This window comes from Paraburkholderia denitrificans (genome assembly GCF_042655705.1).
Classification (GTDB): domain Bacteria; phylum Pseudomonadota; class Gammaproteobacteria; order Burkholderiales; family Burkholderiaceae; genus Paraburkholderia; species Paraburkholderia denitrificans.
In genome coordinates, this window is sequence record NZ_JBHSMP010000025.1 from 100,876 (window position 1) to 114,067 (window position 13,192).

Annotated in this window: 13 protein-coding genes; 6 read left to right on the plus strand and 7 right to left on the minus strand. The window is 60.3% G+C overall.

The genetic code is table 11. From position 1 onward, the window contains the following. Positions 1 to 23 precede the first annotated feature (23 nt). The 5 genes from ACFPTO_RS19140 to ACFPTO_RS19160 all read left to right on the plus strand — a co-directional run bounded on the left by ACFPTO_RS19140 (position 24) and on the right by ACFPTO_RS19160 (position 5,766). On the plus strand, positions 24 to 932 hold the full coding sequence (locus ACFPTO_RS19140) for a dihydrodipicolinate synthase family protein (protein ID WP_377713739.1): 909 nt from the start codon (positions 24 to 26) through the stop codon (positions 930 to 932). After that, entirely contained in the window at positions 932 to 2,434 is a 1,503-nt protein-coding gene (locus tag ACFPTO_RS19145; RefSeq protein ID WP_377713741.1) for an aldehyde dehydrogenase, read from the plus strand. Before ACFPTO_RS19140 ends, ACFPTO_RS19145 begins: the two co-directional genes overlap by 1 nt. A gap of 131 nt (positions 2,435 to 2,565) precedes the next feature. Continuing rightward, positions 2,566 to 3,492, plus strand: a complete 927-nt coding sequence (gene yddG, locus ACFPTO_RS19150) for an aromatic amino acid DMT transporter YddG (RefSeq protein WP_377713742.1) — start codon at positions 2,566 to 2,568, stop codon at positions 3,490 to 3,492. Positions 3,493 to 3,611: 119 nt separating this feature from the next. Continuing rightward, the gene (locus ACFPTO_RS19155; RefSeq protein ID WP_377713744.1) at positions 3,612 to 4,652 is read left to right on the plus strand and encodes a type I glyceraldehyde-3-phosphate dehydrogenase; all 1,041 of its coding nucleotides are present in this window, start codon (positions 3,612 to 3,614) and stop codon (positions 4,650 to 4,652) included. Between the two features lie 295 nt (positions 4,653 to 4,947). Then, a complete protein-coding gene (locus tag ACFPTO_RS19160) occupies positions 4,948 to 5,766 on the plus strand; it encodes an FkbM family methyltransferase (RefSeq protein ID WP_377713746.1) in 819 nt (272 codons plus the stop codon). A 40-nt stretch (positions 5,767 to 5,806) separates the two neighbouring features. Here ACFPTO_RS19160 and ACFPTO_RS19165 read toward each other — a convergent pair whose 3' ends face one another. The 5 genes from ACFPTO_RS19165 to ACFPTO_RS19185 all read right to left on the minus strand — a co-directional run bounded on the left by ACFPTO_RS19165 (position 5,807) and on the right by ACFPTO_RS19185 (position 9,955). Next, entirely contained in the window at positions 5,807 to 6,637 is an 831-nt protein-coding gene (locus ACFPTO_RS19165; RefSeq protein ID WP_377713748.1) for an alpha/beta fold hydrolase, read from the minus strand. Between the two features lie 91 nt (positions 6,638 to 6,728). Further along, a complete protein-coding gene (locus ACFPTO_RS19170) occupies positions 6,729 to 7,877 on the minus strand; it encodes a pyridoxal phosphate-dependent aminotransferase (RefSeq protein ID WP_377713767.1) in 1,149 nt (382 codons plus the stop codon). A 65-nt stretch (positions 7,878 to 7,942) separates the two neighbouring features. After that, entirely contained in the window at positions 7,943 to 8,587 is a 645-nt protein-coding gene (locus tag ACFPTO_RS19175; protein ID WP_377713749.1) for an RraA family protein, read from the minus strand. Next, positions 8,587 to 9,267 (minus strand): RraA family protein, encoded by a 681-nt coding sequence (locus ACFPTO_RS19180; protein WP_377713751.1) that lies wholly within the window; start codon positions 9,265 to 9,267, stop codon positions 8,587 to 8,589. The genes ACFPTO_RS19175 and ACFPTO_RS19180 overlap by 1 nt, the downstream gene beginning before the upstream one ends. A 28-nt stretch (positions 9,268 to 9,295) precedes the next feature. Further along, positions 9,296 to 9,955, minus strand: a complete 660-nt coding sequence (locus tag ACFPTO_RS19185; protein WP_377713753.1) for an RraA family protein — start codon at positions 9,953 to 9,955, stop codon at positions 9,296 to 9,298. A gap of 194 nt (positions 9,956 to 10,149) precedes the next feature. Here ACFPTO_RS19185 and ACFPTO_RS19190 point away from each other — a divergent pair, with 194 nt between their 5' ends. Next, complete coding sequence (locus ACFPTO_RS19190) at positions 10,150 to 11,070, plus strand: LysR substrate-binding domain-containing protein (RefSeq protein WP_377713755.1); 921 nt, start codon at positions 10,150 to 10,152, stop codon at positions 11,068 to 11,070. Between the two features lie 121 nt (positions 11,071 to 11,191). Here the strand turns inward: ACFPTO_RS19190 and ACFPTO_RS19195 are convergent, their stop codons facing one another. Both ACFPTO_RS19195 and ACFPTO_RS19200 read right to left on the minus strand, forming a co-directional pair. Continuing rightward, the gene (locus ACFPTO_RS19195; protein WP_293040414.1) at positions 11,192 to 11,395 is read right to left on the minus strand and encodes a cold-shock protein; all 204 of its coding nucleotides are present in this window, start codon (positions 11,393 to 11,395) and stop codon (positions 11,192 to 11,194) included. Between the two features lie 1,083 nt (positions 11,396 to 12,478). Further along, the coding region (locus ACFPTO_RS19200) for an AMP-binding enzyme (protein WP_377713757.1) at positions 12,479 to 13,192 on the minus strand (714 nt) is incomplete at its 5' end.

The window sequence follows — 13,192 nt, forward strand, 5'->3', positions numbered from 1 at the left end:
CTCGCTCTCTCTGGAAGAACATCATGAAGTTTGAAGGCATTTACACCCCCGCCATCACGCCCTTGAACGCCGAAGGGCAAATCGACAAGACGGCATTTGCCGAGGTGCTCGAATCGCTGATCGCGGCCCGGGTCCACGGCATCATCATCGGCGGCTCGACCGGCGAATACTACGCGCAGAGCGCGCAGGAGCGTTTCGAGCTGGGCGCCTGGGCGAAGGAAGTGATCGGCTCGCGTTTGCCGCTCATCATCGGCACTGGCGCGGTCCGCACCGAGGATTCTGTCGAATACGCGAAAGCGGCGAAGGCCATCAGGGCAGATGCGATCCTGGTCGGCTCGCCGCCCTATGCGCTGCCCACACAGCAGGAAAACGCCGCGCACGCGCTGGCCGTCGATCGTGCGGCGGGCCTGCCCATCATGCTCTACAACTACCCCGGTCGCATGAGCGTCTCAATGGGCCGCGAGTTCTTCGATACTGTGCTGAAGGCTTCGAAGAACTTTGTGGCGATCAAGGAAAGCTCCGGCCAGATGGCGCAATTGCACATGCTCGCGCGCGAGTTCCCGAATCTCAGCGTCTCGTGCGGTTGGGACGATCAGGCGCTGGAGTTCTTCGCCTGGGGCGCACGCAGCTGGGTCTGCGCGGGCTCGAACTTCCTGCCCGCCGAGCACATCGCGCTTTACGAAGCGTGCGCGATCCAGAAGGATTTCGACAAAGGCCGCCGCATCATGTCCGCGATGCTGCCGCTCATGGATTTCCTCGAAGAAGGCAAGTTCGTTCAGGCCATCAAGCATGGCTGCGAGATCGCGGGCCTTCGCGCTGGCGGCGTGCGCGCGCCCCTGCAAGGACTCGACGTGCAGGAAAAGGAGCGGCTCCAAAGCATCGTTGCCGAACTCAAGCGTAATGTCGCATCGGTCACCGGGGGCAAAGCCTGATGGCTCATCTGCTCACTGCATCGGAGTACGCGGCGATTGCCGTGGAATTGCGGCTGCCGACCCAGACGTTCATTGGCGGCGCGTTCCAGCCTTCGCATTCCGGCGACACCTTCACAACGATTAACCCAGCGACCGGCAAAGCACTCGGGAACATTGCGGCCTGCAATGCCGCCGATGTCGATCTTGCCGTTGCGAGCGCAAGGACTGCATTCGAGGACGGACGCTGGCGCAATCTCGCGCCTTCGCGCCGAAAGGCCATCCTGCTGCAGTTTGCCGATCGGCTGGAGCAGCACGCGCACGAACTCGCCACGATGGAGAGCCTCGACAGCGGCAAGCCGATTCGCGAATGCCAGAACACGGACATTCCGGAGGCGATTCACACAATCCGCTGGCACGCCGAGCTGATTGACAAGATCTACGACAACGCCGCTCCCACCGGCGCGAGCGCGCTCGCGCTCGTCGTGCGCGAGCCCGTTGGCGTGGTCGGCCTCGTCCTGCCCTGGAATTTTCCGTTGTTGATGCTTGCGTGGAAGATTGGCCCATCGCTCGCGGCCGGGTGCTCGATCATCGTGAAGCCCGCGAAGGAAACCTCGCTGACCGCCCTGCGTGTTGCAGAACTGGCTCACGAAGCGGGCGTGCCGGCCGGCGTCTTCAATGTTTTGCCGGGTGGCGGACAAGAAGTCGGCGAACCGCTGGGCAGGCACGGGGACGTCGATATGGTCAGCTTCACCGGCTCGACGGAAACCGGCCGACGATTCCTCCGCTATGCCGCCGACTCCAACCTGAAGCGCGTGGTACTCGAGTGCGGCGGCAAGAATCCCGCCGTCGTGCTGCGCGATGTCGAGGATCTCGACGCGGTCGCGCAGCATGTCGTGAACGGCGCGTTCTGGAACATGGGCGAGAACTGCTCGGCGTCGTCGCGCCTGATCGTTCATGCCGATATCAAGGACGCGTTGCTGCAGCTTATTGGCGTGCACATGCGCGAATGGAAAATGGGCGATCCGCTCGATCCGGCACACCGCATCGGCTCGATGGTCAGCAAGGCGCACTTCGAAAAGGTACGATCGTATCTCGAGCACGTAAAAGCAGAGCGTATGCGCGTGGCTTTCGGCGGCGACACGAAGAGTGGCATTTTCGTCGAGCCGACGGTGGTGGACGGCGTAGATCCGCAAAACCGGCTGTTCCAGGAAGAGATATTCGGCCCGGTCCTTTCTGTGACGACATTCACCGGCATCGATGAAGCCATCGCACTGGCGAACGATTCGGTCTATGGACTCGCCGCCTCCGTCTATACGAGCAACCTGAACCACGCCATTCGCCTGTCGCGCGAGATCCGCGCGGGCGTCGTCACCGTCAACTGTTTTGGCGAGGGCGACATCACGACGCCATTTGGCGGCTACAAGCAGTCCGGGTTTGGCGGCCGCGACAAGTCCGTCTGGGCGCACGATCAATACACCGAGATGAAAACCATCTGGATTGACGTACCCGCGAGCACCGCGTAGGCTCCCCGCACCACATTGCCGCACCGCGCCATCCGGCGTGGTGGTCACGGCGGGCAATTCAACCTTGCCGCGGCGGAACAGCACGACGGAACCTCGCGGCGGCATCGAAACATCGGAAGCGATTGACGAGTATGAAGAGCAAAAAGCAGGCAACGCTCATCGGGCTGATTGCGGTCCTGTTGTGGGCGTCCATCGTCGCCCTCATTCGGGGTGTCAGCGAAAGTCTCGGCGCCACCGGCGGCGCGGCGATGATCTATTCGGTGGCCTCGGTGTTTCTGTTCTTCGCGGTCGGTTTCCCGAGGCTCCGTGAATTCCCGCGAAGCTACCTTCTGTGGGGCAGCCTGCTTTTTGTCGCATACGAACTGTGCCTGTCACTGTCCATCGGCTATGCCAACACCGGCAGGCAGGCCATCGAAGTCGGGATGGTCAATTACCTGTGGCCGACCTTCACACTGGTCTCGGCCATTCTGTTCAACAAACAGAGGGCGAACCTGCTGGTCGTACCGGGTTTTCTGCTTTCGATGCTCGGCATTTGCTGGGTGTTGGGCGGAGAAAAGGGGCTGGATCTGCCGGGCATGCTGGCGAATATCAAAGACAACCCCTTGAGCTACGGCCTGGCGTTTTTCGGTGCGTTGATCTGGGCGGCTTATTGCACCGTGACGGCGCGTATTGCCCGCGGCAAGAACGGTGTCACGCTGTTCTTCATGCTGGTTTCTGTTGTGCTCTGGGGCAAATATCTCGTCGACGGTGGCGGTGCGATGGCATTCAGCCTCCACGCACTCATCTATCTCGTGCTGGCCGCCTCCGCGATGGGCTTCGGCTACGCCGCGTGGAATGTGGGAATCCTGCATGGCAATGTCACCGTACTTGCCGGAGCGTCGTATTTCATTCCCGTGCTTTCCGCAGCGTTCGCTGCCGCCCTGCTCCACGCGCCCTTATCTGTCCAGTTCTGGCAAGGCGCGTTAATGGTGTGTGGCGGTTCGATCCTGTGCTGGCTCGCCACGCGCAACCGGCAAGCGAGAATGGCATCCCCTGCCCAGACGAAAGAGAGCGCCTGATGCGACTGCCCTTCTTTCCCTTTCCTGGGTTATGCCGACATGCGTTAAAAAGAACGAACGCGTTCGACTTCAAGAGCGCGCGATAGAATACGGTTTCCATCTTTCGAAGGAATCACGCTGTGCCTGACACGCTCCCCGCGCCGCTGCGTATTGCAATCAACGGATACGGCCGCGTCGGCCGTTGCTTCCTGCGGGCAATCCATGAGTCGGACTTCCGTGATGCCTTCAAGATTTCGGCCATCAATGAACCGGCCGACCTCTCAAGCATGGCTTACCTGACGCGCTTCGATTCCACCCATGGGCGTTTCCCGGGGAAAGTCGAGGTTGGAGAAGGCACATTGCTTATCGAGGGCGAAGCAATCCCGGTATTCCATGAGACCACACCCGAAGGCGTCGACTGGCGTGGGCTCGAAATCGATCTGCTCGTCGAGTGTTCCGGTCGTTACGGCGATCGGGCATCGTTGACGCGTTTTCTCGACGCGGGCTGCACGAGGCTGTTGCTCTCGCATCCGGGTGACAGTGCCGCGGATGTCGACGCAACGGTTGTATTCGGGACGAATCACAGCCTTCTTTCGGGCAAGGAACGGCTCGTGTCGAACGCATCGTGCACGACCAACGCGGCCGTGCCGGTGCTTTCGCTCCTGCACCGCGAGTTGAATATCGAACAGGTGCAACTCACGACGCTGCATTCGGTCATGAACGACCAGCCGCTGATCGACGGCTATCACCATTCCGACCTGCGCAGGACACGTTCGGCAATGCAGTCGATCGTCCCCGTTTCGACTGGACTTGCGCGCGGCGTGGAGCGCCTGCTTCCCGAACTCAAGGGCCGCGTGCACGCCAAGGCGATCCGCGTGCCAACCCACAATGTGTCGTCGATCGACATGGTATTGTCGGTAGGACGCGACGTGAGCGCCGCAAGTATCAACGAATTGCTGAAAAGCGCGGCGGCCGGACCCTACGCCGGCCTCATCGCCTGGTCGGACGACCCGCATGCTTCGATCGACTTTAATCACGATCCGCATTCTGCAATTGTCGACGGCGCGCAGACTCATGTCAGCGGCGGTCGTCTGGTGAATCTGATGCTGTGGTTCGACAACGAGTGGGGTTTTGTGAATCGCTTGCTGGATACGACGCGACACTGGCTCGTGGCCGCTTGACGCCGGATTCGGAAACCGATCCACCAGATCCGCCCGGCGGGTCTGGTTTAACTATCCGGCATAAATATAGTTTTCCTCATTAAATTATTTTTGCGGCTGGGTTAAAGTCGGCTCAGCCGTGCCATCAAGCGCTCCACCTGCCCTACTGTCCCGGACACGGTTTCATCCGAAGGATTGCCTGGTCCATCGAGCGTCTGAACATCGGAAATTCCGGCTCACGTGCAATTGCTTTCGTTTCAGAAACACGCAGCCGCGTCGCGTTGAGGTTCTACCAGCCCGAAAAGGACACCTCTCCATGTCACGTCCAAGTCGTCCGGTCGCGTTCATACTCGCAGCTTCGAATCACGGCACCATGATCCTCAATCGCAACGATTACAACGTCTCCAGCTCCGGAGGCGTCTATGGCGTCGGGTATCAGATACTGGATCATTCGAGCTTCGACGCAAGTGAAGTGGGTTTCATGCTTGGGCTGCTCACCCGGCGACGACAGTATTTCGGCGATGGTGTAGTCGCGATAGACGGCGGGGCCAACATTGGCGTGCACACCATCGAATGGGCGCGGCAAATGCATGGCTGGGGCCGTGTACTCAGCTTCGAGGCCCAGGAGATCGTCTTCTACGCGCTAGCGGGCAACATCGTCATCAATAACTGCCTGAACGCGCGGGCGAAGCTCGGCGCGCTGGGTGAGCAAGTCGGTGAATTGATCGTTCCACAGCCAGATTATTTTTCTCATGCCAGCTTCGGCAGCCTCGAACTGCGTGAGCGTGCAAACACCGAAGACATCGGCCAGCGCATTTCATACACTCCATCGAGCGGAGTCACGGTACCCATGGTGAGTATCGATTCGCTGGATCTCGAACGCGTCGATCTCATCAAACTCGACGTTGAAGGTATGGAAATGGAAGTGCTGCGTGGTGCCCGAAAAACGCTCCAGCATCTCCGGCCGATACTTTCCGTCGAGGTGCTCAAATCCGATCAGGTCGCGATGGAGGAATTGCTCGGCGAGCTGGGATATTGCTTTTTCCCAGCCGGGATAAATCTCATCGCCGTACACACGGAAGATCCCGTGCTGCAACACCTAAGCCATCGCAATGGGGTGACATACCTGAATTGATCCAAGGCGAAGACGGCAGCCTTCGTACATAACTGCGTAACTATGCCGAGCCTGAGGCTTCACATTCACGATGAGCCTGATGGAACGCTGCAATCGCGCGCCACATCTGCACCGGATTCGAATACATCGGAAAGTGCCCGCAATCGGGGATTTCGGCCAGTGCGACACCTCGCTCGCGGATGTACTTCAGGTATGAAAGCGATGCGTTCTGCGCGCCATACATAAACATTCGCGGAAGCGGAAGACCAAGAAACTTGTTCATGAGGTCGCCGTTATCCGAAAGCTCGACCATCGACCTGAAGATCCCGCCTACCGCCCCTGCCCGCACCTTGTGACGCAGGCTCGCGGCATACAGCGCGCTCGCCCAGGCGGGCGCTTGCCGGGTTCGTTCGATAAAGTCTTCGAGGAATTGTTCGGCGCTCTCGCGCGGGTGGTCGACGATCTGCCTGCTGAGAAAGCAGTCCTCGGGCGCAATGTTGCCTTCGATGTCGACAAAACTGATGACCCGCTCAGGGTATCGTTGCGCCAGCATCAATGCCGTCAATCCACCCAACGAGTGCCCGACCAGGTGAAACCGGACGAAACCGACACGCTGCAGCATTTCGAGGGCCGTTTCCAGCAGAAACGGAATGCCCGGCTTCGTCAGATCGGAGCAAACGGTCTCTCCGCAGCCCGGCGCGTCATACGCAAGAAAGGGATGGCCCGCGAATTCGGCGTAACGAACGATATCGGCATAGTCCTCTTTCGTGGATCCAAATCCGTGAAGAAATACGATCGGCGCCTTCTCGCCGTCGCGATGGATGGCTGAAACATTCATGGCCGTACCATCGACGACAAGCGAGAACACCGAGCGCGTAAATTCCTGAGGCATGGTTTTCTGATCCGGAATAGACATTAATTTGCCGTGGCCCCGACGATAGAAGATCGAGGCCGTCGACACACGGGCGAGGCACCGGAGACGCTCACCCCAGCAACGTTCGGCAGAAGCTCTGAATTGCGATGCAGGCGCGCGACAACGACACGTTATCCAGCGCATACGCGACACGGATGTACGGCCCGAGGCCGAACGCGCTGCCGTGCACGGTCGCCACACCCGCTTCGTCGAGCAATGCATTGACCACGGCCTCGTCGCTGTCGAGACGCGTGCCGGCGGGCGTTGTCTTGCCGATCAACCCTTCGCACGAAGCGAAAGCGTAGAACGCGCCTTGCGGCATGGCGCAGTGCAGCCCCGGAGCCTGGTTGAGCAGTTCGTGCACCCGATCGCGCCGACGCTGGAAGACAGCCCGAGACTCCCGAACGAAATCCTGCGGCCCCGTAAGTGCGGCGAGAGCCGCATGCTGAGAGATCGTCGAGGCGCCTGACGTCTGTTGCCCCTGCAACTTCTCCATCGCCTCGATCAGCCAGCCCGGCCCCGTGCAATAGCCGATGCGCCAGCCGGTCATCGCGTAGGCCTTGGAGACGCCATTCATCGTAAGCACGCGTTCGCGCAGTCTCGGCTCCACCTGGGCGATCGTGACGAATTCCTGATCATCGAAGATCAGGTGCTCGTAGATGTCGTCGGACAGCACCAGCACCTGCGGATGCGCGAGCAGCACCTCGGCCAGCGCGTGAAGTTCGGCCCGGCTATAAACCGCCCCTGTGGGATTCGACGGCGAATTGAGAATCAGCCAACGGGTCTTCGGGGTGATGGCAGACTGGAGTGCCTGTGCAGTGAGTTTGAAACCGCTCTCACTGCCGCCCGGAACGATCACGGACTTGCCGCCGCAAAGCTGCACGATCTCCGGATAGCTCACCCAGTACGGTGCGGGCACAACGACTTCGTCGCCCTCATTCAGGGTCGCTGCGAGTGCATTGAAAATCACCTGCTTGCCGCCGCTGCAAACGAGCGTGTCTCGCCAATCCACCTCCAGTTCGTTTTCACGCCGGAATTTGGCAGCGATGGCTTCACGCAGTTGCCTCAGCCCTGCAACCTGCGTGTAGCGGGTGTGACCGGCCCGAATGGCGGCGATGCCGGCTTCGCGCACATGTTCCGGCGTGTCGAAATCCGGCTCGCCCGCACTCAGCGAGATCACGGTGGCGCCAGATGCGCGCCGTGCAGCCACGCGGTCCATGACCTTATAGGTTGCGGACGGTTTTGCCGCAGCAAGGAAACGATTGAGTTCGAAGTTCGATACGCTCACGACGCATCCCTCCACTGCGAGAGACCGAACAGATCCAGCGTGGTCCTGCCCTCCCGCAGACGCTCCATAATCCCGGCTTCCCTGGCCGCGCGAGCCTGCCCTTTCGTCAGCGTCGCATGAACCTGCGCGGCCGGGATGACCAGCACGCCGTCGTCGTCCGCCAGCACGAGATCCCCTGCCGCTACCGGCGTGCCGGTGAAACTGATCGGCTGCCCCACGGAAGGGACACTGGCTTTGATCGTGCCGCGCATCGAGATACCGCGCGCGAATACCGGAAAGCGCCGTGCCGTCAACGCGGCGATATCCCGAACGCCGCCGTCGATGACAAGACCGGCCACGCCGGCTGCTTCGGCCGCAACCGTGAGGACCTCGCCCCAATAGCCCGCAACGAAGCCGCCCGTCGAGATGACGAGCACGCTGCCACGCGGCGCTTTCTCCATCGCGACATGGATGGCCAGATTGTCACCCGGCGAACATTCGAGTGGAAACGCGGGCCCCGCGACGGATGCGCCCGGCCATACCGTGCGGATGGCTGGATCGACGGAACTGGTCGACAATCCGGAAGCTTCGAAGAGCGTAGAGGTGCCGAGCGTGCGCGCCAGTTCCAGCAGCGCCGCGGCATAAGGCTTGATCGTGGACATCAGCTTTTCCTTTGCAGCGTGTGATAACCGAGTGAAGTCCGCGCCTCGCCGAGCGTTTTACCTTTTGCGATCTGGTCGCGAATGCGCGATTCGGTTTCTTCGATCTTGCGGGCAGTCTCAGCCACGTCACGCGCGCGAGCACGCGGCACGATGACGACGCCATTCGCATCCGCCACCACGATGTCACGCGCCGCCACGCGCACGGTGCCGATGCCCACCACGGCATTCACCGACTCGACCTGCACGCGGTCCTTCCCGGTGCGCATGAATCGCCCGGCTGTGAAGAGCGGATAACCGTCCCCCAGCGCCTTGTTCACGTCGCGGCAGACGCCATCGATCACCGTGCCCGCGATGCCGCGCAGCCCGGCGTATTCGGTCATGATGTCGCCCCATACCGTGCAGTCGGTGCGGCCATCGTTGTCGATCACAACGACATCGCCTTGCGCCACATCGTCGATGAAATCGCCTACGGTACCCGGCGGCACGCTCGCGGGCACGTATTTGACGGTAAACGCCGGGCCAACGACAACCTTCGTGTAGTCGGCCAGCGGCATGATGCCCTGCACTTGCCCGTGAAGACCCAGCTTGTCCATGGCGTCGGAAACACCCGGTGTATCGAGGCCTGCGAAGAGCGCGACCAGTTCCCGGTCATCCGCGTTCGGCTTGAGAGGATTCGTCATATGCTGAATTCCTGAGGAAATAATCCGGTTACCGGGCCGCAATGGCTTCAAACGCTTTGTCGTGCATGACTTCCGCCACCGATCGGCCGGCGCGCACGGCTGCCAGCATGCCGTCCTGGCAGCGCGCGATGCGCTCGCCCAGATCGAGCACAGCTTCGATATGGTCTGCGGGGATGAAAACCGTCCCACAGCGATCGGCGATCACGTAGTCGTTCTCGTACACGGTGACGCCCGCGATCTCGACAGGCTTGCCCGAATCGATCTGGATCACGCGGTTGCGCGCGCTGATCATCGTGACGCCACGGCCATAGACCGGATAGCCGATCGACTCGCTGCCTTCGATATCGCGGCTCAAGCCGTCGATGATCGAACCGCGAATCTGTCTGGCCGTTGCTGCATTGGCGAGGATGTCGCCCCAGCACGAGATACCGTCCACCCCACCCGCGATCACGAGCACACGATCATCCGTTTTAACTGCGTCAATCACCGGCGAAATGAGGTGCACAGTCGGCGCGGTATCGGTTTTTGAGCCTAGCTGGATCGTGCTCGCCCGCCCGACGATCTTCGGGCAATCCCAGAGAGGGCGAAGACCATAAGTCGCGCCGGGCAGGCCGAGAAAATCGAGGGCGTCGGAAGCCGTATTGGTATCGAGCGCTGCGAGGCGATCAAGAAGCGAAGTCTGATTCATGACGCTGAGGTCCGTTAAAAGATGTGGCAATCGTGGCCCCGGCGGTCTGTTCTGTAAATTTCGCATTTCGTATCGCTCTGATACGATTTTCAGAACACAGAAAACGCGGAACGCGATGATTGCGCCCGCGATAATGGCGGCCGGTTGCGGCGAGCACCCGCATCAGCCTCAATCCGAAAGGAGACAGGATCAACATGAACAATACGATCGACTTCAGGCTAATCCGGCAGCTCTGGATGTTTCTGGCCGTCGCCGAGGAACAGCATTTTGGCCGGGCAGCCAGGCGCCTGAACATGTCTCAACCACCATTGACCGAGCAGATCAAGGTGCTTGAGCAGTCGCTGAAAGTGCAGCTATTCCATCGTTCCCGGCGAGGTACGCAGCTCAGCCCCGCGGGCGCTGCGATCCTGCCGGCCGTGCGCCAGTTCGCCGGCCAGGTCGAACGACTCGAACGGGTGGTGCGGGAGGTCGCTGCAGGACAGTCCGGGGTGCTGCACGTAGGCGCCATTACTTCCGCCATGCTGGAAACCGTTCCGCCATTGCTGGACGCACTCAGGCAGGCCCATCCGAATCTCACGGTGTTCGTCAATGAAATCGACAGCGTCGATGCGATACCGGCGCTGGAAGCGGGAGAACTCGATCTGGCGTTCGTCCGTATCGACGGTGAGGTGGGACGCGGAATCGCCGCCATGCCGCTCGCCAACGACCGGCTTGCCGTGGCGCTTCCCAAGGACCATCCGCTGGCCGCATTACCCAGAGTACGGCTGCGGTCGCTCGCCAGCGAGCAACTTGTGATGTCGTCGCGCCAGGTCAGCCCCGTGTATTTCGATACGCTTGTGTCGGTCTGCCGCGCAAACGGTTTGACGCCGCGCGTCACGCATGAAGTGCGTTCGGTTACGTCGCAGATCGCCTATGTCGGGTGTGGACAGGGCGTGGCGCTGGTCCCGTCGTCGATGCGCAAGCTCGCGCCGGAAAATGTGGTTGTGCGGCCGTTGAAGGAAAAAATCGAGGTGGTAACGGCCGCCTTGCTGTGGAATACGCAGCGCCATCACCCGTTAGTCGACGAAGTGATTGCATCGCTGGAGAAACGCAAGGGGCGACCGGCCTCGCGTTGAAAAGTGCGCCGATTTTTTACGGCGTCTGGCCAGACTCACCTGATTCTTTAAGTATCTGCCCCAAAAAAACGAATGGCCCGCAATGGGCCATTCACTTTGCTACAGGTAGCATCGAATCCGGTTACAGCGGCTGGATATTCGCAGCCTGCTTGCCCTTGGGCCCCTGCTTCACCTCGAAGCTCACACGCTGGCTCTCCTGCAACGACTTGAAGCCCTTCCCCTGAACTTCGGAGAAGTGCGCAAACAGATCGTCGCCACCTTCGTCCGGCGTAATGAATCCGAAACCCTTCGCATCGTTAAACCACTTCACTGAACCTGTCGCCATGTCTCTGTCTCTTCCCAAACCGGTTAAGTCGAACGTTAAACTTCGACCGGCAATTGCCGATCGCACGTGCGATGATGACTGGGCAAACACATCCGGGCAATAAGCGTTTTCTCTGATTGAGACGACATATCGTTGACACAATTGTTTTTTGGGTCGAGTAACGGAACCATACGCGGATTACCATGCGCTGTGTCGGCCGACGGGAATTATTGACGTTGATGGCTTCAGATCTACTGCCCTGATCATCACCTGCCATCGCCTGCATTTGCCGCTTTTTCGCGAGGTCGGCATGAGGTTTTTCACGTGCTTCTCGCCTGTTCAGGCGGGAAGCACGTGGGGTACAAATGCTTGATCACATCGAAGGTTAGAACGACGCGGGCGCATTATCGGCCGGACGCCAGTGCTCAGCGATTGCCTTATCCGGTATGCGAACGGTCGCAAGCAACGGCAAGTAACCGAGCAGTCTTGCCTCGCTTACCGCGAGTCTCTCAGAGCGAAGCAGTGCTCCCGAAATCTTCGTACCGTCCTGAGTTTCAATGCGGTAGCCATCAATCGGCCCCCATTGGCCCTTCGGCATTGGCTCAATATAAACGTGCGCCATCTCGTACCTCCACAGGTTTAAAAAACTGAAACGCACACACCTTACAAATTCAAACATTGCCGGTCTACGCGTCTTTTCCATGTATCAAGAGTATCGAGATAAGCGATGGTTGTGGCCGCAAAACCGCAGCCCAGTTTGCTCATAAAAACATTGCAAATTCAACGACATACATATCAACTTTCGCAATACGCAATTGCATTGGCCGATGCGCAATGCCGGAATGTTGCGTCGCGGCAGATGTTTCTGGCATATGCGACATTGTTTTACATTGTGAGAATTGGACACCGGGGCGGCATGCCGAGCGGTTTGATGCGAACGCACCGAAGTCGCCCCAAATCCGTCCAGCGAATTTTGAGCACATTCGGTCTTCAAGCATGATTTCTATTCAGCACTTCAACGTGAAAACGCCCCTGGCCCGATTGGTTCACAATCGGGCCAGGGGCGCGTTTCCCGCCTACATTACTGGTGCAAAAGAAACGTGTTCAGCGTGACTCGCCGAGCTGTTCGAGGATCGCGGGATTCTCAAGCGTCGAAACGTCCTGCGTGATCGACTCGCCCTTCGCGAGCGAACGCAACAGGCGCCGCATGATCTTGCCCGAGCGCGTCTTCGGCAGGTTATCGCCGAAGCGGATGTCGCGCGGTTTGGCGATCGGTCCGATCTCTTTGGCCACCCACGCACGCAGTTCGCTGGCAAGCTTCACCGCGTCTTCGCCGTGCGGACGCGAGCCCTTGAGCACCACGAACGCCACCACCGCTTCGCCCGTCGTGTCGTCCGGGCGGCCCACCACCGCAGCCTCAGCCACCAGCGGATTCGCGACCAGCGCCGACTCGATCTCCATCGTGCCCATGCGGTGCCCCGAGACGTTCAGCACGTCGTCGATGCGGCCCATGATCGTGAAGTAGCCGGTCTCCTTGTCGCGCACGCTGCCGTCGCCCGCCAGATAGAGCCGCCCGCCCAGTTCCTCGGGGAAGTAGCCCGTGCGGTAACGATCGGGATTGCCCCACACGTTGCGGATCATCGCCGGCCACGGGCGCTTCACCACGAGGATGCCACCCTGCCCGTTCGGCACGTCCTGGCCCGTTTCGTCGACGATCGCCGCCATGATGCCCGGCAGCGGCAGCGTGCACGAGCCCGGCACCAGCGGCGTCGCGCCCGGCAGCGGCGTGATCATGTGGCCGCCCGTCTCGGTCTGCCA

What these genes read in the sequence shown, in the direction of transcription:
- ACFPTO_RS19140 (WP_377713739.1), top strand. Translation starts at nt 24, where the DNA reads ATGAAGTTTGAAGGCATTTACACCCCCGCCATCACGCCCTTGAACGCC.
- ACFPTO_RS19145 (WP_377713741.1), top strand. Translation starts at nt 932, where the DNA reads ATGGCTCATCTGCTCACTGCATCGGAGTACGCGGCGATTGCCGTGGAA.
- yddG (WP_377713742.1), top strand. Translation starts at nt 2,566, where the DNA reads ATGAAGAGCAAAAAGCAGGCAACGCTCATCGGGCTGATTGCGGTCCTG.
- ACFPTO_RS19160 (WP_377713746.1), top strand. Translation starts at nt 4,948, where the DNA reads ATGTCACGTCCAAGTCGTCCGGTCGCGTTCATACTCGCAGCTTCGAAT.
- ACFPTO_RS19165 (WP_377713748.1), bottom strand. Translation starts at nt 6,637, where the DNA reads ATGCCTCAGGAATTTACGCGCTCGGTGTTCTCGCTTGTCGTCGATGGT.
- ACFPTO_RS19170 (WP_377713767.1), bottom strand. Translation starts at nt 7,877, where the DNA reads ATGGACCGCGTGGCTGCACGGCGCGCATCTGGCGCCACCGTGATCTCG.
- ACFPTO_RS19175 (WP_377713749.1), bottom strand. Translation starts at nt 8,587, where the DNA reads ATGTCCACGATCAAGCCTTATGCCGCGGCGCTGCTGGAACTGGCGCGC.
- ACFPTO_RS19180 (WP_377713751.1), bottom strand. Translation starts at nt 9,267, where the DNA reads ATGACGAATCCTCTCAAGCCGAACGCGGATGACCGGGAACTGGTCGCG.
- ACFPTO_RS19185 (WP_377713753.1), bottom strand. Translation starts at nt 9,955, where the DNA reads ATGAATCAGACTTCGCTTCTTGATCGCCTCGCAGCGCTCGATACCAAT.
- ACFPTO_RS19190 (WP_377713755.1), top strand. Translation starts at nt 10,150, where the DNA reads ATGAACAATACGATCGACTTCAGGCTAATCCGGCAGCTCTGGATGTTT.
- ACFPTO_RS19195 (WP_293040414.1), bottom strand. Translation starts at nt 11,395, where the DNA reads ATGGCGACAGGTTCAGTGAAGTGGTTTAACGATGCGAAGGGTTTCGGA.